Genomic DNA, 21,496 nt, shown 5'->3' on the forward strand with positions numbered 1-21,496 from the left:
GGAGGTTAGAAAATGCCATCAGCGTTTTCCCAGCAATATTTAGCTGAACAAATTACCCAAGTCTTGGGTAATTCGCTGTCAAAGGAAGAACTTGATACGTGTCTTGAAGGGCTGAAGATTGTCGAACCACAAGTAGCAAAGCAGTTTTGGCAAGCAACTACAACTAACACAGGAATTTATATTGTCCTGAGTGGTAAAGTCAGGCTGCTGGATAGCTCTAATAATTTAATTACCACTCTCTTTTCTGGATCGTCATTTGGCGAGTTAACTTTATTTCCAGAAAAGGAATTTAGTCCTTATGTGGCTAGAGCTTCGGCAAACTTAAAGCTTTGCTATATCAATCAAGAGACTTTACAAGAGGTAATTCGGACATCGCTTAGTGTCCGCGATCGCCTTTTAAGACGCGCAGAGGTCTGGGATTTGCTGCTGTTATGTTGTTACAACTCCTTAATTGGGCATAATGGCTCCGTTGAGGAGACCTTTAAAGCGCTATCTCTATTTGAGCGACACAATCTAGAAAGTGGTTCTTTGAGTGCCAATCTCACTAAAGATATCAAGCTTTGGTTGCTGTATCGGGGCGAACTGCTGGATTCTCATGGGCAAAGATTGACACCTGGAAACATCCACGTGAATCCCAAAGACGGAAGTTTGCAGGTAGCGCAATCAGCGATCGCTTACAGTTTGAGTAATGCGGATTGGCAAACAGCTCTACAACACTGGCCGCAATTAGCAGAGTTGATAGATTCCCAAGAGCCTCAAACTGTCCTGGAGAGTGAAGATTTCGGTCTGGGGACTAGGAAAAACTCTTCCCAATCCCCAATCCCCATTACCCCTTATCCCCAGAGGGGACACCACCTTCCCCAATCCCCAATTCCCAACATTGAGCCAAAACAAAAGCAAAGGAAACAACGACCGTACTTTCCTAGCCCAAAAGTAAAGGCTGGGCATTGGTTGGGACGCTTGACTAAACGGTATCCGTTTTTTGAACAACAAAGCGCCTCTGACTGTGGAGCATCTTGCCTGGTGATGATTAGTCGCTATTGGGGTAAACGCTTTAATGTCAACCGCATCCGAGATTTAACTAACGTCAGTCGCAGTGGAGCATCAATGCGGGGTTTGACAGCCGCAGCAGAAAGTATCGGCTTTTCTACCCGTCCGGTGAAAGCTAGCTTCGATAAACTAGCCCAACAACCCCTACCTGCGATCGCTCACTGGGAAGGTAAGCACTATGTTGTTGTCTATGAAGTCAATAAAAAACGGGTGATTATTGGCGACCCCGCCATCGGTCAACGTACCCTTACCGCTAGCGAATTTAAAGCCGGTTGGACTGGTTATGCCCTGTTATTGCAACCCACAGACTTACTCAAAGAAACCCAAGAAGCGACTACAGCATTTTGGCAGTTTTTTGATTTAGTTAAACCTCACTCGCAAGTACTGTTAGAAGTGTTTCTCGCTTCGGTGTTGATTCAGGTGTTTGGACTAGTTACACCTCTATTTACCCAGCTACTGTTAGACCGAGTAATTGTACAGGGTAGTACTTTAACTTTAAATGCCGTTGGTTTAGGCTTACTAATTTTTGGTTTTTTCCGCGTTGCTCTGAATGGACTGCGGCAATATCTACTAGATCACACAGCCAATCGTCTGTCACTAACACTGCTGGTAGGTTTTATTAAGCATACCTTTCGCTTGCCCCTAGCTTTTTTTGAGTCGCGGTACGTTGGCGATATTGTCTCTCGCGTCCAAGAAAATCAAAAAATTCAGCGCTTCTTAACTGGAGAAGCACTATCTATTGGTTTGGATTTGATGACAGTATTTGTCTATCTGGCATTGATGTTTTGGTATAGCTGGCAAATGGCATTGTTCAGTTTAGCGATCGTCCCGCCTTTTGTATTCTTGGCGCTGGTCGCTACACCTTTTTTGCGCCGCATTAGCCGCGAAGTTTTTAATGCTTCAGCTAAAGAAAACAGTTATTTGATTCAATCTCTCACGGGTATTCGCTCAGTTCGCTCAATGGCAATTGAGCAAACAGTCCGGTGGCATTGGGAAGAACTGCTGAATAATGTCATTAAAAAGACCTTTAGCGGTCAGGTAATTAGTAACCAACTACAAATTTTTAGTTCTAGTATCGAATCACTAGTTACTACAGGATTACTTTGGTTTGGTGCATGGCAGGTAATTCAAAATCAACTGACTATTGGACAATTAATTGCCTTCAATATGTTATTAGGTAACGTAATTCGACCTTTCCAAAGACTCGTTGTCCTGTGGAATCAGTTGCAAGAGGTGATCATTTCCACTGAGCGAATTAATGATGTTTTAGAAGCAGAGCCAGAAGAAGATTTACAATTTCAACCCCGTCAGAGTTTAAGTAGTTTGCGCGGTCATATTGTATTTGAAAATGTGACTTTTCGTTATCATCCAGAAAGTGAGATTAACGTGTTAGAAAACCTCAGTTTTGAAATCAAACCTGAGCAAACTATAGCGGTTGTAGGGCGTAGTGGTTCTGGAAAAACAACCCTCTCCAAACTGATTTTAGGGCTATATCTGCCGACGGATGGCAAAATTTTGATTGATGGTCAAGATGTGACTAATATTTCTCTGCGATCGCTCCGCTCCCAAATTGGCGTTGTAGACCAAGATACCTTTTTGTTTGGCGGTACGATTCAGGAGAATATCAGTATTGCTCATCCAGAAGTTTCGCAAGAAGAAATTATTGAAGCGGCGCGGCTAGCAGGAGCAGATGAGTTTATTAAGCTAATGCCAATGGGCTACGAAACCCAAATTGGTGAAGGTGGGGGTATGTTATCCGGTGGACAACGCCAACGCCTAGCGATCGCTCGTGCTTTGTTAGGAAACCCCTGCTTCTTGATATTCGATGAAGCAACCAGTCACTTAGACGCTGAATCTGAGCGGATTATTCAGCACAACCTGACAAAAATTCTTCAAGGACGCACAAGTTTAATTATTGCTCATCGTCTCTCTACAGTGCGTAATGCTGACTTAATTTTGGTTTTAGATCGGGGCATTTTGGTCGAAAGCGGCACTCACGAGCAATTAATCGCTAAAAAAGGACATTATTTTTATCTCAATCAGCAACAACTAGCGCAAACAGGTTGAAAGAGACTCAGAAATAGGGGATGAAGGAAATTAGATATTCGTTCATCCACCTTTGAACTGGATTCATCCACATCAGATACTCGTTCATCCACCTTTGAACTGGATTCATCCACATCAAATACTCGTTCATCCACCTTTGAACTGGATTCATCCACATCAGATACTCGTTCATCCACCTTTGAACCGGATTCATCCACATCAAATACTCGTTCATCCACCTTTGAACCGGATTCATCCACCTCAGATACTCGTTCATCCACCTTTGAACTGGATTCATCTACCCCAAATACTCAAAATCTCCAATCCAGCCCTAATTACAAATTAGCCTGTCCCTAATCCCCAACGTCCAATTCTTATGCCAAACCCATCCAATAATTCATCATCCGCCTTCGCCATCCCAAAACCAACTGAATTTCACCTGGTGGAAGACACAAATGCCATCTTTCACCCTCAAACACAAAAAACATCTGAAGCAAACGATTGGTTTTACGGCACTGAGGAACTGCTAGATGCCTTACCAAAACTCTGGACGCGCTCCATGTTGTATTTACTGGTAGGCTTTGCTGGAATCATCTTACCTTGGGCAATGCTTTCTAAAGTTGATGAAACAGGGAGTGCTAGAGGGCGGATGGAACCTGAAGGAGCAACCCAAAAATTAGATAGTCCAGTTACTGGTAGCATTACCGCAGTCAATGTCAAAGAAGGCTCAACTGTAAAGGCAGGACAGATTTTAGTTCAATTAGAGTCTGATGTGCTGCGAACGGATTTGCAGCAGGTGCAGACAAAACTGGAAGGTTTATTGAATCGGCGATCGCAACTGGATCTTCTGAAAAACCAAATTATCTTGACTATTAACATCCAAGAGCAACAAAATAAATCCCAAGAATTAGAAAAACTTGCTCAAGTTAGTCAGGCACAGCAAAATCTAGATGCTAAACAGAGTACCTATAACTCACAAAGACTAGAAAAACTGGCTTTAGTACAACAAGCTAGCCAGAATATCAGTTCTACCAAAATTGCTCAAAAGTTAGCGAAGAGTCGTTTCAGCCGAGATGTCACAGAAGTTGCGCGTTATCGCCAGCTTGTGCGGCAAGGTGCAATTCCCCAAATCAAAGTTGTGGAATTAGAAAAGATTGCAGAAGAAAGTCAACGCTTACAGGAACAAGCAAAATCTGATATCACACAAGCAAAGTTGCGCTTCAAAGAAGAACTTAACCGCTATCAGTCGTTGATGAGTCAAGCCTTTTCAGATATTCAGCAGGCAAAACTTAGTCTGCAAGAACAGCAAAGCAGCTATCGCAGTGTGGTGCAAGCAGGTAGACTAGCGGTGCTGAAAAATCAGGAACAGCTTAAAGATTTACAAGGACAAATTACTAGCCTGCAATCAGAAATTGCTCAAACAGGAAGCCAGATTGCATCTTTACAGCTACAGATGCAGCAACGAATAGTGCGATCGCCTATTGATGGTACAGTTTTCGAGTTGCCTATCCACAAACCAGGATCTGTAGTTGAACCAGGACAGATGATTGCCCAAATTGCGCCCAACAATACTCCTTTGATTCTCAAAGCGCAGATGCCTAGCCAACAAAGCGGTTTTTTAAAGGTAGGAATGCCAGTTAAAATCAAATTTGATGCTTATCCCTTCCAAGATTATGGGGTAGTGCAAGGACGCGTTAGCTGGATTTCGCCTAACTCGAAAGTTCAAGCCGCTAATCAAGGTAACATCGAAACCTATGAGTTGGAAATCTCCCTACTTCAGCCCTATATCCAAACTGCCAACAAACGTATCCCTCTAACACCAGGTCAAACTGCAAGCGCAGAGGTGGTTATCCGCCAACGCCGGATTGTAGATTTTATTTTAGATCCGTTTAAGAAGTTACAACAAGGTGGTTTAGACCTATAGAAATTCGGTAAGTTACAGTAATTTTCAGGTAATTAAACCGTAGCTTAGAACATGAGCAACAAGATCCCCGACTTTTTTAATAAGTCGGGGTGAGCCTCATGGTTCAATTTCTATCAAGTATTGCTAACTTTTATTTAAGCAGTTATTTTTTTAACTTTTCATATATTTTATTGATATTCATAATTTAAATACAAAAATATTGATTTTATAAAAATCTTTTTGCAATGACACAAAATAAAATATTAAGGCTACTATTAGACAGAGGCAATAAATAATTAAATCTAAAAATATAGTATAGATGTAATTAATATTGTCCGATTAATCCTGATAATATCCTATTGATTTAGGTTAACCATTGGAGGAATTAGATTATGTCAAATGTATTGACTGTTTCTCCTGATGATATTCTTAACCACATAAAGCTTGCTTGCCAAATCCCTAATATATTAGAGTCGATCGCAACCCGAAAAATTATTGAACAGGAAGCGAAAAAAGCAGGTATTCAAATTGGTTTAGAAGAACTACAACGCGCAGCAGATAGCCTGCGTTTAGCCAACCAACTGCTTAAAGCAGAAGATACCTGGGCGTGGTTAGAAAAATATCATCTTTCTTTAGACGACTTTGAAGCAATAGCCGAAAACAACCTTCTCTCAGCCAAATTAGCAAATCATTTATTTGCAGACAAAGCTGAACAATTTTTTTATGCACATCAACTCGATTACATTGCAGCAGTTACTTATGAAGTTGTATTAGATGATGAAGATTTAGCGCTAGAACTATTTTATGCGCTGCAAGAAGGGGAAATTAGTTTTCAACAAATCGCCCGTCAATACATTCAAAATACCGAAATACGCCGGGCTGGAGGATATCAAGGAATACGTCTACGCACTGATTTTAGACCGGAGATTGCAGCAGCCATATTTGCTGCTAATCCCCCACAAATTCTCAAGCCAATAACTACTCCCAAAGGAGTGCATATAATTGCAGTAGAGGAAATCATTAAACCTCAATTAGACGAGCAAAGACGACTAAAAATCATCGGAGACTTGTTTACTAATTGGTTAAAGTCACAAACTGCTGCTATGGAAATAGTAACAAAGCTCACAAAGGATGTTAGTCCTCAAGTATCTAAAGATGTGTTAATACAGGCTTAATACCATCACCATCATTTGTGGTGGCTTTAGCGCTGTTCTGATTGCAACCAATCTTTTACGCAACGCAACCATGCTACTGTTCTAAGATAGGATTGCTACAAGTATTGACTTTAGGGGAGAGGTGACAGGTGATAGAGAATAATCTGCACCCAATCCCCTTTAAATATCAGTGTTTAATTTCCAAATTAAGTATGTAGCATCCTAACTGGACTTTTTCTGCCCACAATTCATATTCCAGACGTAAATGCTCTGGTAAAGGATGTCCATTGAGAGTTAGGCTACTAGTAAAATTTCGTAACCGAATAGGGTCATTAGGTTGCAACGACTCAGTTGGCAACCAATAGCGACTAATACCATAAACGCCCTGTTCCCAAAAGTGACGGTAACTCACTTGAGCGTTACCTTGCATAGTCATGATGACTCGATAAGGGGAAATCTCCAGCCACAAAATTCTCGGGCTGTTAGGGGCGTAAGCTTTGCTCTTACTTTGGGGAAGCGTATCCTCTGGACTTACGACACTCTCGACTTCGCAGCTGATTAGGGGCGGTGCAGTTAGCAGCAAATGGAATCTATCAGTATCTTTTTGATACAATGTCGCGGCAGTTTCGACAACAGACCAAATTGGTAGGTCAGTGGAAATAAGTGATAAGCACACGGGCTTGCGGTGATGAGTCAGCATGGGAGCGATAAGGGCTAAAAGCTATTGAACAAAGTGAAATGAACACTCTAGCTGTCTAATAAATCAGGATAAGGAACTAAATAGTAAAACAGGCTTAATATTAATGAATCCGCTAATTTGTTATTAAGCTACATGAATCCGCATATAAACAGGTGTAATGTCAGCTTAGACAGCAAAAGCGGTACTTTTTCTAGAGACAGCTAATTCGTAAGCAAAGCTTGTAAATATTCTAAGGCTATAGCCTTAAAAGAGTGAAAGTCGTTTTGGATGCTAAGAAACCTTCTTGAGGGAGACTTCCCGTAGCTTGAAGTAAGTTTCATACAGCAAAAGGTGATAGGATACTGGCAATAAGTCACCAGCAGTAAAAAACAAAGTCGCTGCTGAACTTTCGATCTATTCAAAAGCCAGTGTATCCTAATATCGGCTTCTGTTATAACCCAGAGACCGGAATTCAAAATGTAGTATGCATTTATTTTACAAAAATACCTTAAATATTTACTGAAAACGCTGAGTATAAATACTTAATGTAGCCTGGATTTGAGGTTAACGAACAACATTGCAGGCATAGCTAACTACTCGAAATTTATCTCGAATCTATTACAAAAAATCTCATTTAGGGAAAGTTAATATTCTTATAGAAATCCGATTTGATTTCTGTTTGCGCAGCGTGACTGACGTAGCTATAATTATTTGCATGGTGCGCGAAGCGCGATAGGAAGGCAACAGTTAAGAAGCCTCTTTGAGCTATACTAAATTTTTTCAAAAATCAAATATGAGTCCTATATAATTAAATGTATTAATTTATATCTCAAAGATGGAAAATATCTAATTATTATGGGTATTTAATTTCTTACCTCGCTGAAGGGCGATAAAAATATGTTTATGCTAATATTCCTAAGCAAGAACGCCGCGATCGCACAGAAAAGGCACTGATAAGGGTGAGATTACCGTAACAGAGCGAATGTTTAACCGCCCAAATCAACTTTCTGAAAGTCAATAAGCCGATTTTCGTTATAGCAGATGAACCGAAGCGTGCATTAGATAGCAAAATATCCCAAGAAGTGATAAATTTGCTATCAGAATTGGACGAACAGTGAATGAATATTTTGATAGTAATTCACTAACAAAATATTGCAGATTCAACAAAACGAATGATTTATGTCCAGGATAGTTTAATTGTCTCTTGATTACCCAGATATGAAATAACTAATCTAGATTTTTTGCAATTGTTCTCTCTGCTCAACGGTCTTATTACTTACTCATTGCTGTTAAGAATTTTTGGAACTTTAAAAAATTCGCCTTCCTGTTCAGGCGCACTGTTAAGAATACTTTCACGATTAGCATAGGGTTGCAATTCATCCTCTCGTGTGATATTGCTAACATCAATTGCCCGTGTTGTTGGGGGTACATTACTGACATCCAGCTCATCCAACTGTTGAATATAATCCAGAATACTTCCCAATTGGGTAGTAAATTGTTCCTCTTCTTCTGGAGTCAATTCTAAACGAGCCAGATTAGCTACTTTATGAACTTGTTCTTGGTCAATCATAAATTGTTATTTGTCATTGGTCATTTTTCATTTTTAATTGGTCATTAGTCCTTAGCAAGTGACAAAGAACTAATGACTAATGACTAAAAGAATACGTCAATCTGCGATCGCCCGGTGGTTTTCAGCCAGTTTTGGGCTTCGATGTAGTTATTGGGAGCCATGCGAATAGCTCGAATCCAATAGTCTGCGGCTTGGTCAAAGAGTGCTTCGCCAGCCTCGTTATCTCCAGCTTCTTTTTCCTTTTCGCCTTGGTAGTGATAAATCACAGCGATATTGTTCAAGGCTTGGGGTAGGCGTGGGTTTAACTCAATTGCCTGGTGATACAGTTCTAAAGCTTTGTTGTGGTCGCCGTTGCTGGCATAGATTAGCCCCATATTGTAGAGAATATAACCGCGATCGTTGGTATCTTCCTCTAGTGTTAGAGCTTCTTCATAGTATTCTAATGCTTCAGCATATTCCCCTTCTGCTTGGGCCGACATGCCATCTCGATAATAAACAAACGCTTCTTTAGCTTTTTTGTTGGTTGGCAGGATCTTCAAGATGATATCTGCCATCACTGTAAAGGATTTGTCAACAAAATTATCGTTTTTTTGTGTTCTTGGCATATTTGTCTCTGGGTATTACTAAATATGGGGCATTGGGCATGTGGGGCATTTGGCATTAAGAAGAGACAAGGGAGACAAGGAAGAAAGGGGAGACTTGTTCAATAATTCCCCCTTGTCCCCCTGCTTCCCTTCTCGCCTGTTCTCTCATCTCCCTCATCTCCCAATCCCTTAGCACGCTCAATAGTTAATTTAACTGATTTGTGGGGGCGTTCTCCTCACTGAGTGGGATGATGCACTCTGGGCTATTATGCCGAGAGTTGTTTACCAAGGTGCTAACTGGATACGAAATCATTGCTGGCGCTGGATAGGGACGCAATAGCTGCTGTAGGGTTTGGGGCGTTTGGACTTGAGAATCTAGCCATAAATCGTAATCTTTTGGCTCTAGAATCACTGGCATCCGGTCGTGGATAGGTTGAAGTAATTCGTTTGCTGCCGTTGTCAAAATTGTACAAGAGATTATTTCCCCGTTAGCAGGCGAACACCATTTCTCCCATAAACCTGCAAAGCCGAAGGGTTGCCCATCTTCAAGGCGAAAATAAAATGGCTGCTTTTTACCTTGTTGGCGTTGCCACTCATAAAAGCCATCAGCTAACACTAAACAGCGACGATGCTTAAAAGCCGAACGAAAAGACGGTTTTTCGGCAACAGTTTCTGCCCTAGCATTAATCAGCTTTGCTCCCATTCCTGCGTCTTTTGCCCATGAGGGAATTAATCCCCAATGCAACTGCTGAAATTCACGCTTTTCGCTTTCGGGGTTTTGTAACACTGTTGCCACCATTTGGGTAGGTGCAATATTAAAATCGGCTGCTAAATTCAGAACTGGCTCGACATGGAAAAATTGGGCTAGAGCTTCTGCTGACTGGTTTAGAGTAAATCTTCCACACATACTTTTATTCCCAACCACTAACTAAATTAAATAAATATCTCAATTTAGAAATCAATAATATTTTTTTTATTTTTTCAGATAATTTTATTTAGTACTCAAAAGCTAAATTTTAAAAGAAATTATCCGGTTTTGGGAAAATATTTTGGTAAGATATTGTATTTTGAACCTTAACTTATCAACATATTGATAACTGCATTTTAGCATGGAACTACTGCGTTTGTACGATTTTTTACCTTCAGGTAATGGTTATAAGATACGTCTTTTATTCACACAACTAGGTATGCCTTTTGAGAGGGTAGAGCTTAATATTTTGAAAGGCGAGACTCGAACACCAGAGTTTTTAAGTAAAAATCCTAACGGAAAGATACCTATTCTAGAAATTGAGCCAGGGCAATACTTAGCAGAATCAAATGCCATATTGGTATATCTGAGTGAAGGGACAGAATTTTTGCCTTATGACCGCTTTTTACGAGCGCAAGTGCTGCAATGGTTATTTTTTGAACAGTATAGCCATGAACCTTTCATTGCTACATCAAGATTTTGGATTTCTATTTTAGGTAAAACTGAAGAATATAGTGAAGCTATCAAGGAAAAACGCGAACCAGGTTATGCAGCACTTAGCTTGATGGAAAAACATTTAACCTCTAACACTTTTTTTGTAGGAGAGCGTTATACGATTGCTGATATTGCCTTGTTTGCTTACACTCATGTAGCTGACGAAGGTGGGTTCGATTTAACACCATTTTCTGCTATTCAAGCTTGGATAAAAAGAGTCAAAGCTCAACCAAGATATATCAGCATTACAGAAGTATAAAAAGTCGATTTTACAAGTTTGTATCTCTCATTTATTGGCTCTGCTAGGGGATATCTTGGGAAGAAGGCATACTACTCAGCAGCAACTAAACATCTCTATCAATTTCTATCAGCTTTTGCCGAGAGGACAAACCCGACTTAATTCTGATATCAGATTTGGCTACATCAAATTTCTTTGCTAGGAGTTTAATTAACTCTTCATTAGCCTTACCATCAACTGGAGGCGATTTTAAATATACAGTCAGACTGCCATCAGGTTGTTCTTCAATTTTTTGCTGTTTTGAATTAGGTTTAACCTTGACTTTTTTTTGCATAACCAATTTTATATAATTGTCGCAGCCATAACCAACCTACAATACAACCCAATGCGTAATGAGGAAAATCCCACCATACAAAAGTAGTACCAAGTAATAATTTACCTATCAAGGTGGCACGAATTTCATTTAATAGTGGCGGATGCCAAAGTTGTAAGAATTCTAGTATACAGGTGATGACAAAAACCCATATAGGAATTTGGATTATGGCCGCCCGACTTCTGAACAACCAAAAAGCAAATAGACACCAAAATATTTCATAAAGTATATCTCCTCCGTAGTCATTAAACCACTGATGACCAGGCCCACTGTAAAACTTAGACAAAATGCCCATCGGTACAACGATGAGCATAGAAATAATAATAAATATTGTTTGATTACGAGATTCGAGCATTTTATGAAGGCTAAAGACTAACGAAAATTTTAGCCTCTACACTGCTCTTTCTTAGGAATTCCTAATTTTGTATTTTATTAATAGTATTTACATCAAACTACACGCTGTAGGGGGAATACCCTGCGGGTGATGCTCTTACCTTTTTACGAGACGCTGCGCGTAGCTTGCTTCCCCATAAGGGTATGCTACCGCTACGCTAACGCTACTTCCTTTATGCCGGAGAACCCATACACCGGAATGGCTCACCACTTTGCGTCTACATAAATTGCTCTAAGAAGAAAATCTTTCTTTTCGGCTATTGTTTGCGTAAGCCTTGTTAGGGATATCTTCTGCTACCAGCACCCACTACACCGATTTTGTGGCGATAGGAGAGTTCGGCACCGAACCAGCCGGAAGCGCTGGTCAGTGTACCCACAATGAGTGAGATTAACAGTCCCCAGGGTACTATTCGGGATTCAGCGTCGCCCCAACGTAGGAGGAAGTTGACTAGTGATAAAACTAGGATAGAAACGTTAAGGATCAAATGCACCCAACCGGCGGTGCGCTTGCGAACTCGTTCAATTTTTAAAAAGTCGCTCAGACCGATCGCAGCAGCGAGTAAACCTCCAGCTAATCCGAGTCCGATTAACCATAGCGAAGCCCTAGCCCAAAAGAAATCACCAGTTAACCAGTAGCCGATGTCACTTCCCAAGGCGGCGGCTAAAAAGGCGATGGGAAAGATCACACTCAGGGGATGTAGGGGATGTCCTGCGATCGCAACTGTGCTAGGTACGCCAGTATCCCGATATTCACTGTCATTACTTTCAATAACTGGTGGAATATTGGGAAAAGGTGTTGAACTTGTTTGCGTTGTTTCTGTACTTTCCATTATTTAGTATCCTCAATTAATTAGTTTTTAAGCAGAAGGGATTTGTTCAATATAAGCTTCAGCTTGTAGGGTTAGCTTGCCTACTTCTGCTCTTAGTTGCCTAACTTGTAGATTCATTCCCTCTAAATCAAAATTACTCAGATTCAAAATCTCGCTAGTTTCGTCTATCAAAGCTTTTGTCAAATCTGGTGATATTTCTTCACTTTCACCATACTCAACATTTTCTAGAGAAACTGTTTTTCCATTAGGGCTTATCTGAGGGATCGCAGAAAAAGCAACTTGGTGATTCTCACCTGTTTCTACTAATTTTATACTGGCATTTAGTGCTATTTTTCCATCACCAGGTAGCCGAAAGTCTACATTTTGTGGTTCAATAGTCGTCAATTTCCCGTTAACATGGATTTTTTGACTTTGCAGCTGCGATCGCACATATTCTGAGTTAAAGGCGCGATTGATATCAGATTCGGTTAACACAACCTGGGCATTAGCTTTAGTAGGTTGGCTAAGTTCGATTTTACCTAAAGCCACACTCAGAGGATTTATGGCAACATCAGTCATTTGCATTTTTAATTCCTCCATACGGAGGTCTTTTTGCATTACTAAACCTTCGCCTTCAACGCTGACTGAATCTACTTGCCCCTGAACTAGTTTTAGCGGGTCTGTTTTAATGTTTACATCTAAGTTCTCGGCTTCATCTAATTGGCTGGATAAGCCTATTTCTGCAGCTTTATTCAGGGCCTGCTCTCCTAATCCAGAACTTTCTGGCATTATTAAATTAACTCCTATAAATAGCTAAATTAAGATGTCCTTGAAGTAATTTAATAAATTAAGACTATATTTTTATCTGTCTGGCGAGGTAATATAGATTTAAATATTATCTATCTAAAAGTAGAATGACATAATTTATAGTAATTTTGAAGTATTTTTTTATTTAGCCAATCTTCATATTTAGTTAGTATAAATTTCCTCATGATTATCGTATTTTTGTGAAAATGCAGGTGAGACTAAGCACAAAAATTTCACAAACTAATCTTGCCATAGCTGGATATTGAGTAATTTAACCACCCCGAAGATAAACTAAAGGTTGCTGATTTTTATTATCAATCAGCCATCCTAATTAAACACCATTAGTAATATATTCTTTCATGTTGGCTTTGAATTTTGGCAACTTGTCATTTTTAGAAAGAATTTCAATTATAAAATCAAGTGCTAAATTAATAAATTTATCCTCTTGCTGATAGAAACTTTCTGATAAGTATCATTTAGCGACAGAATCAGCATCCAGCGAGGCAATCTGACTTGTCATAGCAAGCTTGATAGATATTTCCATTTTTAGGCTGAGATTCTCCCCCTTTTCCCTTCTCCTGCTCTGGGTTCTCTGTGTCTCTGCGGTTTGTTATAAAAAGAAGTCGATAAAAGATTCATAGGAACTAGACAAATAGCTTTTTTCCAGAGACGATGTAGTGATATATCTCACAAACAACTTTTAGCTTTTACATTCTCTCTCTAGATAAAAAATCTTTCTCTCGGTAGATAGGTGTACTGGCTTTATTATGGCTGCTATGTTACCAATATGACGATAGTAAGACAAAACGCCCTAAATACAACCGTAAGTCCTTCAGTAAACACTCCAGAAACATTGGCAGAAAAGGTTATTGAAACAGAGCGGATACATGACGTTCTCCTTTTGCTGCAAAACTTAATTAACAGTGAAGAAGCCACTGTAAAACTAATTCTGGATTGTCTCTATGATGTTGGTTCAGTCAATCTAATCAATCAAAAGCTTCGCATGAAGCCTTTAAACAGGGTAATGAAATTAATTGCCCGAATGTCTAAACCAGTTTTTAGAATTTTAGCTTTCAATTGGTTTAAGAAAAACTGTCCGCAATTGATTACTAATTGGCTACACACCCAGGTAACTTTTAGAAGTACCAAAAATATACCTCAAGAGGTAGCTGTTAAAGTTGCAGAACTTCAACCATATCCCTTACCACCGACAGAAAATCTCAGCCAAGAGATTAAAAATCTGCGTTCTCAGGTTAGATGGCTAGCTGGGATTTCAATAATAGCGATCGCTGTTTTAGCAGTAACAGCAATTAAGTTAAACTGAAACCCATAATTAGCACCGTTATCAAATTTAATAGAGCCAGCAAGCTATTTTAGGCGTAAGATGCACTTGAGTTCTAAAAACTCTAGTAGCCTAGAATGTGAATAATTTTTGATCCATAAGGCGTTTTGGAAAACAGTTATTTGAAACTCCAAGCACCTTAACTCATTGTATTGCCAGCATATTTAAATAGCTGGTTCAGCATATATGCTAATTCCTACTATGACTTTGCCAAAACCTACCTTGGAGGATATCGAAATACATCTTCTCTTGGAAGGGGTATATCAATATTACGGCTATGACTTCCGCGATTATGCTCTTTCCTCACTCAAGCGCCGCATTCAGAGCTTTATGCAATTAGAGGGGCTAGCTAATATTTCTGCTTTGCAAGAACGTTTACTCCACAACCGTGCTTATTTAGAACGATTTTTGCTTGCTCTAACGGTGAATGTAACATCAATGTTTCGCGATCCGAGCTTTTATAACACCTTCAGAAATCAAGTTGTCCCCTTCTTACAAACCTATCCGTTTATTCGCATCTGGCACGCTGGATGTTCTACGGGTGAAGAAGTCTACTCAATGGCAATTCTACTACAAGAAGAAGGACTTTATCACCGTTGCCGGATATATGCAACTGATACTAATGAAAAGGTATTACAAAATGCTAGAAGTGGTATTTTTTCTCTAAAACTGATGCAGGAATATACTCATCTTTACCTGAAAGCAGGCGGCAAGAAGTCATTTTCAGAATATTATACCGCAGCTTATGACAATGCTATTTTTCGATCATCTCTCAGAGAAAATGTTGTGTTTGCCCAGCATAATTTAGCAACTGACAGTTCTTTTAATGAATTTAATGTTATTATTTGTCGTAATGTCCTGATCTATTTCAATCAGGCACTTCAAAAGCGGGTACACCAACTATTTTATAATAGCCTCTGCACCTTTGGAATTTTGGGTTTAGGAAAACAAGAATCCATCAGATTCACCTCTTATGAACAGCACTATGAAGAGATAGTCAAAGGTGAGAAACTATATAAAAAAATAGCTGGTGCTTAAAATCCAAGCTGTTTGAACTACTATATGAAGTAAAAAGTTTTGATTTTAAATTGTAGAATAAAGTTGCAATTCTGTCAAAAGACAGTCTGTAAAACATTTTTAATTGTGTTCAGAAGATACACTTAGCTATTGCTTAAGGTAAATTACACATTAAAGTCTTAAAGGAGATTGTCGATGCAGCTTCTCGAATGCCCTCCTGTTGCAGTCATTGCTGGAGAAAATGCGGTTCACGTTTCTCAACTACCTTCTATATGGCAAGACATTGCTAGAGGAAGCACGAGTGTCGGACTTTCTCATCCCCAAAGCTATGTTGAGATGGCACAGTTGTTCCTGTATAAATTAGAGTATGGCGATGTTGATTTGTTTAGCGATCGCCCCCAACTAGCTCACTTGATACCATCATTCTCCCAGCTATTTACACAACTAGCATGGGAAACCCTAGAATTTTTTGGGCAAGACTTTCTCAAAGACAGCTATCCAAACTTTGCAAAAATTCTCCGTGATGTGGAGTCAAAGGGGACAGAATATGCTGATGAAGTAAAAGTGGCTCACATTGGCATAGATTTATTCAACGAGTTTGGTTATGAACTACCTGCCAGCTTTTATCATGTGCATCTAGCACCAATTTACCGCGAGCATGTTTTTGAAGAACGCGCCTTAAGATTTGATCGGCGCGATATTGAACACAAACGTGCTTGGGATGCCATACTCCATGCAGGTAAGGTGTTTGCGATTCAGATGAAGGTGCAAAGTATTGCTTCTAAATACGGTTTTACTTATCAACACGGCTGTGGTTGTAACTCTCACTTATCTTCCATTGATGTATCTAGTGGCGCGTTTGAATATGAATTGAGTCCCGAAAAGCGCCAGCGATGGATTCGCAGTTTCATTTGGACTGCTTGGTATGAGTATGCCTTTTTTGCGATCGTCCCAAATACGAGTTATTTAGTCTAATACCCATTTGCAAAAAGAATGCGAGAAATAGACCATTTGTAGAGACGCGATGAATCGCGTCTTTACCCAAGGATGTGTTGCAATCATTAATTGAATTGAATGAACAGAGGGAGAAATTACTCCCTCATTCTCATTTACTGCCAAACGTAGATGAGGATAAACAAAATAATCCAGATAACATCGACGAAGTGCCAGAACAACGAAGTCGCGTTCACGCCGAAGTGTCCTGTGTCGTAGTTGCCAGGGATGAAAGAACGTACCAAAATAATCGACTGCAACAGAATGCCGGTGAAAACGTGCAAACCGTGGAAACCTGTTAGCAGGTAAAATGTTCCGCCAAATACCCCTGTGGTGAAGCCAAAATCGAGGCCGTTCCATTCAATCGCTTGCCCAACCAAAAAGTAAGTTCCCATCGCCATTGTTGTCAAGAGAAACAGGCGAAATTTCACTAAATCATGGCGTTGCAGGGCGCGTTCGGCTAAGTAAATTACAAAGCTACTAGCGACAAGAATTACTGTGTTGATTGCCGGTTCTTTTACTTCTAACCCGGAAACACCAACTGGTAGCCAGTTAGGAGTTGTTGTTTTGTAGATTGCATATCCGGCGAAAAAGCTCAAGAAAATGACGCTTTCAGACAGTAGAAAGACAATGAAGCCAAACATCTTGTTGCCTTCTTCGTCGTGCGTATGTTCTGCGGCTGCGTGGTGCAATTCATCTAAATTGATATAACTGTCCATTGGTGGAGTTTTGCTTTTAGCTTGAGGGTTGAATTTAAAACGCAAAGGAGACATAGTTCGTTGCGCTACGGTGTACACACAAGTCTTTTGACCTTACCTTTATTGCATCAACTTGCAAGTTTGTTGCATTGACTTGCAAGTTTGTTGTATCGACTTGCAAGTTTGTTGCATCGACCTGCAAAAATTAACTTACCCTAAGTTACGGAGTAACCTAAAAGATTTGTGTGTATACGGTAGGATAGCCTGGGTTATTCTGAGAGGTTAGCTGTCAAGGGTTCCGATTTACCGTAGCCATAGGGTTCAGAGATGATGATGGGAGTTTCTTCAAAGTTTTCTACTGGGGGGGGTGAAGAAACCATCCACTCTAGTCCGATCGCTCGCCAAGGGTTAGCGGGTGCTTTCTCGCCTTGCATCCAAGAAATCACCATGTTGAATATGAAGGGTAAGGTGGACATTCCTAAGAGGAATCCGCCCAAACTAGCGATGATATTCCAGAATTGATACTCTGGGGCGTAGGAAGCAACTCGGCGTAACATGCCTTGCAATCCCAAGGGGTGCATAGGTAAAAAGTTGAGGTTAGTACCGATGAAGGCTAACCAGAAGTGAATTTTACCCCAGCTTTCAGAGTACATGCGCCCGGTCATTTTGGGGAACCAGTGATAAATGGCAGCATACAAGCCCATTGTCACCGTACCGTAGAGGACATAGTGGAAGTGTCCCACTACAAAGTAAGTATTATTAACGTGGACATCAACGGGCACTGAGGAAAGCATGATGCCTGTGATGCCAGCGAAGACAAACATGATTAATCCACCCAAAGCAAACAGCATGGGGGTATTTAACCGCAGTTTACCGCCCCAAATAGTTGCTACCCAAGCAAATACTTTAATTCCTGTGGGGACAGATACAAACATCGTCGTCAGCATGAAAATCAACCGCATCCAGCTGGGTGTACCACTGACATACATGTGGTGTACCCAAACAATACCGCTAACTACTGCAATCAAGATGGATGAAACGGCAACTACTTTGTAACCAAATAAGGGTTTACGTGAATAAACTGGAAAGATTTCCGAGAAAATGCCGAAGATGGGCAAAATAATCACGTAAACGGCGGGGTGGGAGTAGAACCAGAAATAATGCTCAAACATTACTGGATTACCACCCTTGGCGGGGTCGAAAAAGGCAGTGCCTGCTGTGAGATCGAGTAGCAGCATTACCGCACCAGCTGTCAATGCAGGTAGTCCGAAGAGTTGAATAATCTGGGCGCTAAATACTGCCCAGACAAACAAGGGCATTTTGAAAAAGCCCATTCCTGGGGCCCGCATCTTCACAATTGTGGTGACAAAGTTCACTGCCCCCATAATTGAGGATACGCCGGATATTGCCACCGCTAAGAGCCAGAGAACTTGACCATTAATCAAGTTACCTGTGGGATTCTGAAGACTGACTGGCGGATAAGACCACCAACCGGCCTGGGCTGGGCCACCAGGGACAAAGAAGCTACCCATCATGATAATTCCGACTACTGGCACCATCCAAAAGGCGACGGCGTTGAGGCGGGGAAATGCCATATCTCGCGCCCCAATCATCAGGGGTACTAAATAGTTGGCAAAACCAACCAGTGAGGGAAATGTCCACAAAAACAGCATCACAGTGCCGTGCATGGTGAACATACCGTTGTAGACGGTGCGATCTACTAAATCTGATTCGGGTGTCATCAGTTCTCCCCGCATCACCATCGCAAAGATACCGCCGATGAGAAAGAAGAAAAATGAGGTAACAAGATACTGGATACCAATTACCTTGTGGTCAGTACTAAAGCTGAAGTATTCTTTCCAGCTAGTTGGAGATTCGTGGTTATGCTTCTCATTAGGGAGAAGAATACCTTCAATAGGAACATTAGTCATGGTTACTTTCCTTTCAACCAGGTGAATTGACTAGAGGAGGTGCAGCAGGTGGAACTGTAACCCAACCAGTTTGGACTGATTGATTGGATGTTTGGGCATACTCAGAAGCCGCCTGATTTTTTGCTATGGATGGCTTTTGGGTTGCAGCTTGTGCTAGCCACTGCTGATAATCTTCAGGAGATTCGACAACTACATTCGCCTGCATCGTCGCAAAGTATGTACCGCTATATTGAGAATCGGTCAATCGGTATTTACCAGGGCGGATGGGAGTAAATTCAAAGTCGATCGCATGGTTGGGAATAATATCCTGCTTGAGGCGAAATGCAGGTATATAAAAGCCGTGGAGAACGTCTTGCGATTTCAATGCTAAACGTATCCGGCGATCGCTAGGTAAATGCAATTCGGTACTGGTAATATCTCTTTCTGGGTAATGAAAAACCCACGCCCACTGTTTAGCTAGTACGTCGATTTTTTCTACAGGTTCCGCTAAAGCATTAGCTGGCGAATCTTTTGGTTCTGCATAAGCCGATTCCATTCCCAATGGATTATGCAGGTGAACTATTTCCGATGGGCCTTGAATCCCCATTTGTTCGTAAACTTGGTAGCTGTAGCCCGCAATCCACAAAACTAACAGAATTGGAATTGCTGTCCAGACAACTTCTAAGGTGATATTACCTTCAATTGGGGGGCCGTCGGTGAAGTCATCTTTGATTGCTCGATGGAAGATCACAGAATACATTAAAGTACTTGTTACTCCCAAGAAGATGAAAGAACCGAGGGTTACTAAGAAGCTAATCAAATCATCAATTAGTAGGGATTCGGCTGCTGCTTGGGGGGGAAGCCAGGAGTAAGCCTGCTGCCCGATCCAGAGACTTGTAACAGTCACTGCGATCGCGCCTGTAAGCAGCGTCAAAATATTTAAAATCTTCTGGATTTTCATGGTCACTTGTACTGAGCGAAGTCGAAGTATTGGTCATTAGTCATTGGTCGTTAGTCATTGGTCATTGGTCATTGGTCATTGGTCATTAGTCAGTGGTCATTGGTTAGTAACTTTAAACAAATGACAAAGGACAATTGACAAATGACTATTTGAGTATTGTGTTTAGGTCTTGGTGCGATCGCAGCAAATTATCTGCTGTATTGTGTACGCCAAACTCGGCAGCCATTTGCGCCCCTAGTGTCCCGTGGACGTACAGAATGAACATGATTGCTATGCCTGCTAACAGATAGATCCATTGCACTTCTCTATCTGTCTGTTTATATTCTTGTTTGGCCCAAACGAAGCGCTGCCATGCTCTCCAGATGGTCAAGACAACAATCAGCGCTAATAAGAACACACCACCTACACCATGCCAAAGCATAGTTTCCATTGCCTGCAATCCCCAGGCGCTTTTTATATCAGCTGGTGGTGTTGCCAATAGCATTTCATAAAAGCCTGCTGCCACTGTGAAAAATGTGATGATGCTGGCAGCTAGCATGTTGTACCAGCCAACATCAAATAAGTTGGAACGTTCCACAGTAATTGCTAAAAATTTGAAGACCCATTTTTCAAAGGGGAACAGAACACCGACAATATCAAAGGTCATTCCAATGATGAACAAACCTATTGTCAGATGGACTAAGTTGGGATGAATGGGAATTGTGTAAGGTAATCCGTTTGCGCCTAAAGAGCCGCTCAATTGATCGATTAATTCTGAGTTCATCGCAACAGACCATCCTTTACTGCTTCCACAACTGGCACTGTATGCAATCCATACACCCAAACAAGTTCATCTCCGAGATATACTTGCAAGCCAACTATCAGGGTCAAAATTAACCCGGCTCCCAAATAATAAATTGATATTTTTTGTGGGTTACGGGCACGAATTACATAGCGCCAAGCTGTAATCGCGGTGATGATTCCTGAAAGCGACCAACCAATTAGCGTATGCAAATTTAGTACCGATTTAGCGAGGCTATAAGGTTGTGCTAAACCCGCTTCAAACTGACCAAAAAGGATCGCCACGAAGATAGCGATCGTGGCAACTAACATGTTCCACCAACTCACCTCAAAAAGACTGGATTTACCAGTAAAATAGCCAACTACGTCACAGAAAAAGGAAAACAACACCATCGCAATTACAAAGTGGACAACGATGGGATGAATCGTATCTGGATAGGGTAAATTGTGGTCGTTCAATGATGTAAAATACTCAAGCATTGTCTTCTCCTGGACATATCTACCGCACTGTGGTCAAACTTCCATGATTGATAGATACTTACTAATATCACCACAAGTATCCATCGATAATTGACCGGAATATGTTCAATATGTGCGCGGTGCAATACGCTTAATCATGTCTTAGCTTTTTGCAGCTAAATCTAATGAGCTTGCCGACAGGGAATAATTTTGATTGCGATTAACTTCCTCATGCCAATAGTCTGCAACAGCAATTCTTGATGGAGCT

General features: G+C 40.8%; 21 protein-coding genes. 7 read left to right on the top strand and 14 right to left on the bottom strand.

Annotated features, from left to right (window positions below):
- Positions 1-12 precede the first annotated feature (12 nt).
- On the top strand, positions 13-3,117 hold the full coding sequence (locus tag NPUN_RS17805) for a peptidase domain-containing ABC transporter (protein WP_012409897.1): 3,105 nt from the start codon (positions 13-15) through the stop codon (positions 3,115-3,117).
- Here NPUN_RS17805 and NPUN_RS17810 read toward each other — a convergent pair.
- Positions 3,090-3,377: a hypothetical protein gene (locus NPUN_RS17810; protein ID WP_148220341.1), complete on the bottom strand. Its 288-nt coding sequence runs from the start codon at positions 3,375-3,377 to the stop codon at positions 3,090-3,092. The genes NPUN_RS17805 and NPUN_RS17810 overlap by 28 nt on opposite strands.
- A gap of 95 nt (positions 3,378-3,472) precedes the next feature.
- On the opposite strand from NPUN_RS17810, the gene NPUN_RS17815 reads away from it, so the two are divergent.
- Both NPUN_RS17815 and NPUN_RS17820 read left to right on the top strand, forming a co-directional pair.
- On the top strand, positions 3,473-5,020 hold the full coding sequence (locus NPUN_RS17815) for a beta-barrel domain-containing protein (protein WP_012409898.1): 1,548 nt from the start codon (positions 3,473-3,475) through the stop codon (positions 5,018-5,020).
- Between the two features lie 371 nt (positions 5,021-5,391).
- The gene (locus tag NPUN_RS17820; RefSeq protein WP_012409899.1) at positions 5,392-6,174 is read left to right on the top strand and encodes a peptidylprolyl isomerase; all 783 of its coding nucleotides are present in this window, start codon (positions 5,392-5,394) and stop codon (positions 6,172-6,174) included.
- A 166-nt stretch (positions 6,175-6,340) separates the two neighbouring features.
- Here the strand turns inward: NPUN_RS17820 and NPUN_RS17825 are convergent, their stop codons facing one another.
- The 4 genes from NPUN_RS17825 to NPUN_RS17840 form a co-directional block, all read right to left on the bottom strand.
- Positions 6,341-6,853 carry a hypothetical protein gene (locus NPUN_RS17825; RefSeq protein ID WP_012409900.1) on the bottom strand — a complete coding sequence of 171 codons (513 nt, stop codon included), beginning with the start codon at positions 6,851-6,853 and terminating at the stop codon, positions 6,341-6,343.
- A gap of 1,255 nt (positions 6,854-8,108) precedes the next feature.
- The gene (gatC, locus tag NPUN_RS17830) at positions 8,109-8,402 is read right to left on the bottom strand and encodes an Asp-tRNA(Asn)/Glu-tRNA(Gln) amidotransferase subunit GatC (protein WP_012409901.1); all 294 of its coding nucleotides are present in this window, start codon (positions 8,400-8,402) and stop codon (positions 8,109-8,111) included.
- 83 nt (positions 8,403-8,485) lie between these two features.
- Entirely contained in the window at positions 8,486-9,007 is a 522-nt protein-coding gene (locus NPUN_RS17835; protein WP_012409902.1) for a photosystem I assembly protein Ycf3, read from the bottom strand.
- A 184-nt stretch (positions 9,008-9,191) separates the two neighbouring features.
- On the bottom strand, positions 9,192-9,893 hold the full coding sequence (locus NPUN_RS17840) for an SOS response-associated peptidase (protein ID WP_012409903.1): 702 nt from the start codon (positions 9,891-9,893) through the stop codon (positions 9,192-9,194).
- A 202-nt stretch (positions 9,894-10,095) separates the two neighbouring features.
- Here NPUN_RS17840 and NPUN_RS17845 point away from each other — a divergent pair, with 202 nt between their 5' ends.
- Entirely contained in the window at positions 10,096-10,707 is a 612-nt protein-coding gene (locus NPUN_RS17845; RefSeq protein WP_012409904.1) for a glutathione S-transferase family protein, read from the top strand.
- A gap of 85 nt (positions 10,708-10,792) precedes the next feature.
- Here the strand turns inward: NPUN_RS17845 and NPUN_RS17850 are convergent, their stop codons facing one another.
- The 4 genes from NPUN_RS17850 to NPUN_RS17865 form a co-directional block, all read right to left on the bottom strand.
- On the bottom strand, positions 10,793-11,020 hold the full coding sequence (locus NPUN_RS17850; protein ID WP_012409905.1) for a DUF167 domain-containing protein: 228 nt from the start codon (positions 11,018-11,020) through the stop codon (positions 10,793-10,795).
- Positions 10,998-11,414, bottom strand: coding sequence for a ribosomal maturation YjgA family protein (locus NPUN_RS17855; protein ID WP_012409906.1), 417 nt, complete (start codon positions 11,412-11,414; stop codon positions 10,998-11,000). Before NPUN_RS17855 ends, NPUN_RS17850 begins: the two co-directional genes overlap by 23 nt.
- A 316-nt stretch (positions 11,415-11,730) precedes the next feature.
- Entirely contained in the window at positions 11,731-12,282 is a 552-nt protein-coding gene (locus tag NPUN_RS17860; RefSeq protein ID WP_012409907.1) for a DUF2231 domain-containing protein, read from the bottom strand.
- Between the two features lie 27 nt (positions 12,283-12,309).
- Positions 12,310-13,050: an LmeA family phospholipid-binding protein gene (locus tag NPUN_RS17865; protein ID WP_012409908.1), complete on the bottom strand. Its 741-nt coding sequence runs from the start codon at positions 13,048-13,050 to the stop codon at positions 12,310-12,312.
- Between the two features lie 805 nt (positions 13,051-13,855).
- Here NPUN_RS17865 and NPUN_RS17870 point away from each other — a divergent pair.
- The 3 genes from NPUN_RS17870 (at position 13,856) to NPUN_RS17880 (ending at position 16,402) form a co-directional block, all read left to right on the top strand.
- Positions 13,856-14,392: a hypothetical protein gene (locus tag NPUN_RS17870; protein WP_012409909.1), complete on the top strand. Its 537-nt coding sequence runs from the start codon at positions 13,856-13,858 to the stop codon at positions 14,390-14,392.
- Between the two features lie 219 nt (positions 14,393-14,611).
- Positions 14,612-15,448, top strand: a complete 837-nt coding sequence (locus NPUN_RS17875; RefSeq protein WP_041566264.1) for a CheR family methyltransferase — start codon at positions 14,612-14,614, stop codon at positions 15,446-15,448.
- 174 nt (positions 15,449-15,622) lie between these two features.
- Positions 15,623-16,402, top strand: a complete 780-nt coding sequence (locus NPUN_RS17880; RefSeq protein ID WP_012409911.1) for a hypothetical protein — start codon at positions 15,623-15,625, stop codon at positions 16,400-16,402.
- A gap of 134 nt (positions 16,403-16,536) precedes the next feature.
- Here NPUN_RS17880 and NPUN_RS17885 read toward each other — a convergent pair whose 3' ends face one another.
- From NPUN_RS17885 to NPUN_RS17905, 5 genes are all read right to left on the bottom strand, one after another.
- Positions 16,537-17,139, bottom strand: coding sequence for a cytochrome c oxidase subunit 3 (locus NPUN_RS17885; protein ID WP_041566265.1), 603 nt, complete (start codon positions 17,137-17,139; stop codon positions 16,537-16,539).
- Positions 17,140-17,387: 248 nt separating this feature from the next.
- Positions 17,388-19,049, bottom strand: coding sequence for a cytochrome c oxidase subunit I (gene ctaD / locus NPUN_RS17890; RefSeq protein ID WP_012409913.1), 1,662 nt, complete (start codon positions 19,047-19,049; stop codon positions 17,388-17,390).
- A gap of 13 nt (positions 19,050-19,062) precedes the next feature.
- Positions 19,063-19,989 (bottom strand): cytochrome c oxidase subunit II, encoded by a 927-nt coding sequence (locus NPUN_RS17895; RefSeq protein ID WP_012409914.1) that lies wholly within the window; start codon positions 19,987-19,989, stop codon positions 19,063-19,065.
- 145 nt (positions 19,990-20,134) lie between these two features.
- The gene (locus tag NPUN_RS17900) at positions 20,135-20,752 is read right to left on the bottom strand and encodes a DUF2231 domain-containing protein (RefSeq protein ID WP_012409915.1); all 618 of its coding nucleotides are present in this window, start codon (positions 20,750-20,752) and stop codon (positions 20,135-20,137) included.
- On the bottom strand, positions 20,749-21,249 hold the full coding sequence (locus NPUN_RS17905) for a DUF2231 domain-containing protein (protein ID WP_012409916.1): 501 nt from the start codon (positions 21,247-21,249) through the stop codon (positions 20,749-20,751). The genes NPUN_RS17900 and NPUN_RS17905 overlap by 4 nt, the downstream gene beginning before the upstream one ends.
- Positions 21,250-21,496 lie beyond the last annotated feature (247 nt).

Source organism: Nostoc punctiforme PCC 73102 (genome assembly GCF_000020025.1).
GTDB lineage: Bacteria > Cyanobacteriota > Cyanobacteriia > Cyanobacteriales > Nostocaceae > Nostoc > Nostoc punctiforme.

Excerpts from the sequence above, each read along its gene's own strand:
- NPUN_RS17865 (WP_012409908.1), bottom strand. The coding sequence starts at position 13,050 with ATGCCAGAAAGTTCTGGATTAGGAGAGCAGGCCCTGAATAAAGCTGCA.
- NPUN_RS17825 (WP_012409900.1), bottom strand. The coding sequence starts at position 6,853 with ATGCTGACTCATCACCGCAAGCCCGTGTGCTTATCACTTATTTCCACT.
- NPUN_RS17875 (WP_041566264.1), top strand. The coding sequence starts at position 14,612 with ATGACTTTGCCAAAACCTACCTTGGAGGATATCGAAATACATCTTCTC.
- NPUN_RS17815 (WP_012409898.1), top strand. The coding sequence starts at position 3,473 with ATGCCAAACCCATCCAATAATTCATCATCCGCCTTCGCCATCCCAAAA.
- NPUN_RS17835 (WP_012409902.1), bottom strand. The coding sequence starts at position 9,007 with ATGCCAAGAACACAAAAAAACGATAATTTTGTTGACAAATCCTTTACA.
- gatC (WP_012409901.1), bottom strand. The coding sequence starts at position 8,402 with ATGATTGACCAAGAACAAGTTCATAAAGTAGCTAATCTGGCTCGTTTA.
- ctaD (WP_012409913.1), bottom strand. The coding sequence starts at position 19,049 with ATGACTAATGTTCCTATTGAAGGTATTCTTCTCCCTAATGAGAAGCAT.
- NPUN_RS17870 (WP_012409909.1), top strand. The coding sequence starts at position 13,856 with ATGACGATAGTAAGACAAAACGCCCTAAATACAACCGTAAGTCCTTCA.
- NPUN_RS17905 (WP_012409916.1), bottom strand. The coding sequence starts at position 21,249 with ATGCTTGAGTATTTTACATCATTGAACGACCACAATTTACCCTATCCA.
- NPUN_RS17820 (WP_012409899.1), top strand. The coding sequence starts at position 5,392 with ATGTCAAATGTATTGACTGTTTCTCCTGATGATATTCTTAACCACATA.
- NPUN_RS17895 (WP_012409914.1), bottom strand. The coding sequence starts at position 19,989 with ATGAAAATCCAGAAGATTTTAAATATTTTGACGCTGCTTACAGGCGCG.
- NPUN_RS17850 (WP_012409905.1), bottom strand. The coding sequence starts at position 11,020 with ATGCAAAAAAAAGTCAAGGTTAAACCTAATTCAAAACAGCAAAAAATT.
- NPUN_RS17885 (WP_041566265.1), bottom strand. The coding sequence starts at position 17,139 with ATGGACAGTTATATCAATTTAGATGAATTGCACCACGCAGCCGCAGAA.
- NPUN_RS17840 (WP_012409903.1), bottom strand. The coding sequence starts at position 9,893 with ATGTGTGGAAGATTTACTCTAAACCAGTCAGCAGAAGCTCTAGCCCAA.
- NPUN_RS17880 (WP_012409911.1), top strand. The coding sequence starts at position 15,623 with ATGCAGCTTCTCGAATGCCCTCCTGTTGCAGTCATTGCTGGAGAAAAT.
- NPUN_RS17855 (WP_012409906.1), bottom strand. The coding sequence starts at position 11,414 with ATGCTCGAATCTCGTAATCAAACAATATTTATTATTATTTCTATGCTC.
- NPUN_RS17805 (WP_012409897.1), top strand. The coding sequence starts at position 13 with ATGCCATCAGCGTTTTCCCAGCAATATTTAGCTGAACAAATTACCCAA.
- NPUN_RS17900 (WP_012409915.1), bottom strand. The coding sequence starts at position 20,752 with ATGAACTCAGAATTAATCGATCAATTGAGCGGCTCTTTAGGCGCAAAC.
- NPUN_RS17845 (WP_012409904.1), top strand. The coding sequence starts at position 10,096 with ATGGAACTACTGCGTTTGTACGATTTTTTACCTTCAGGTAATGGTTAT.
- NPUN_RS17860 (WP_012409907.1), bottom strand. The coding sequence starts at position 12,282 with ATGGAAAGTACAGAAACAACGCAAACAAGTTCAACACCTTTTCCCAAT.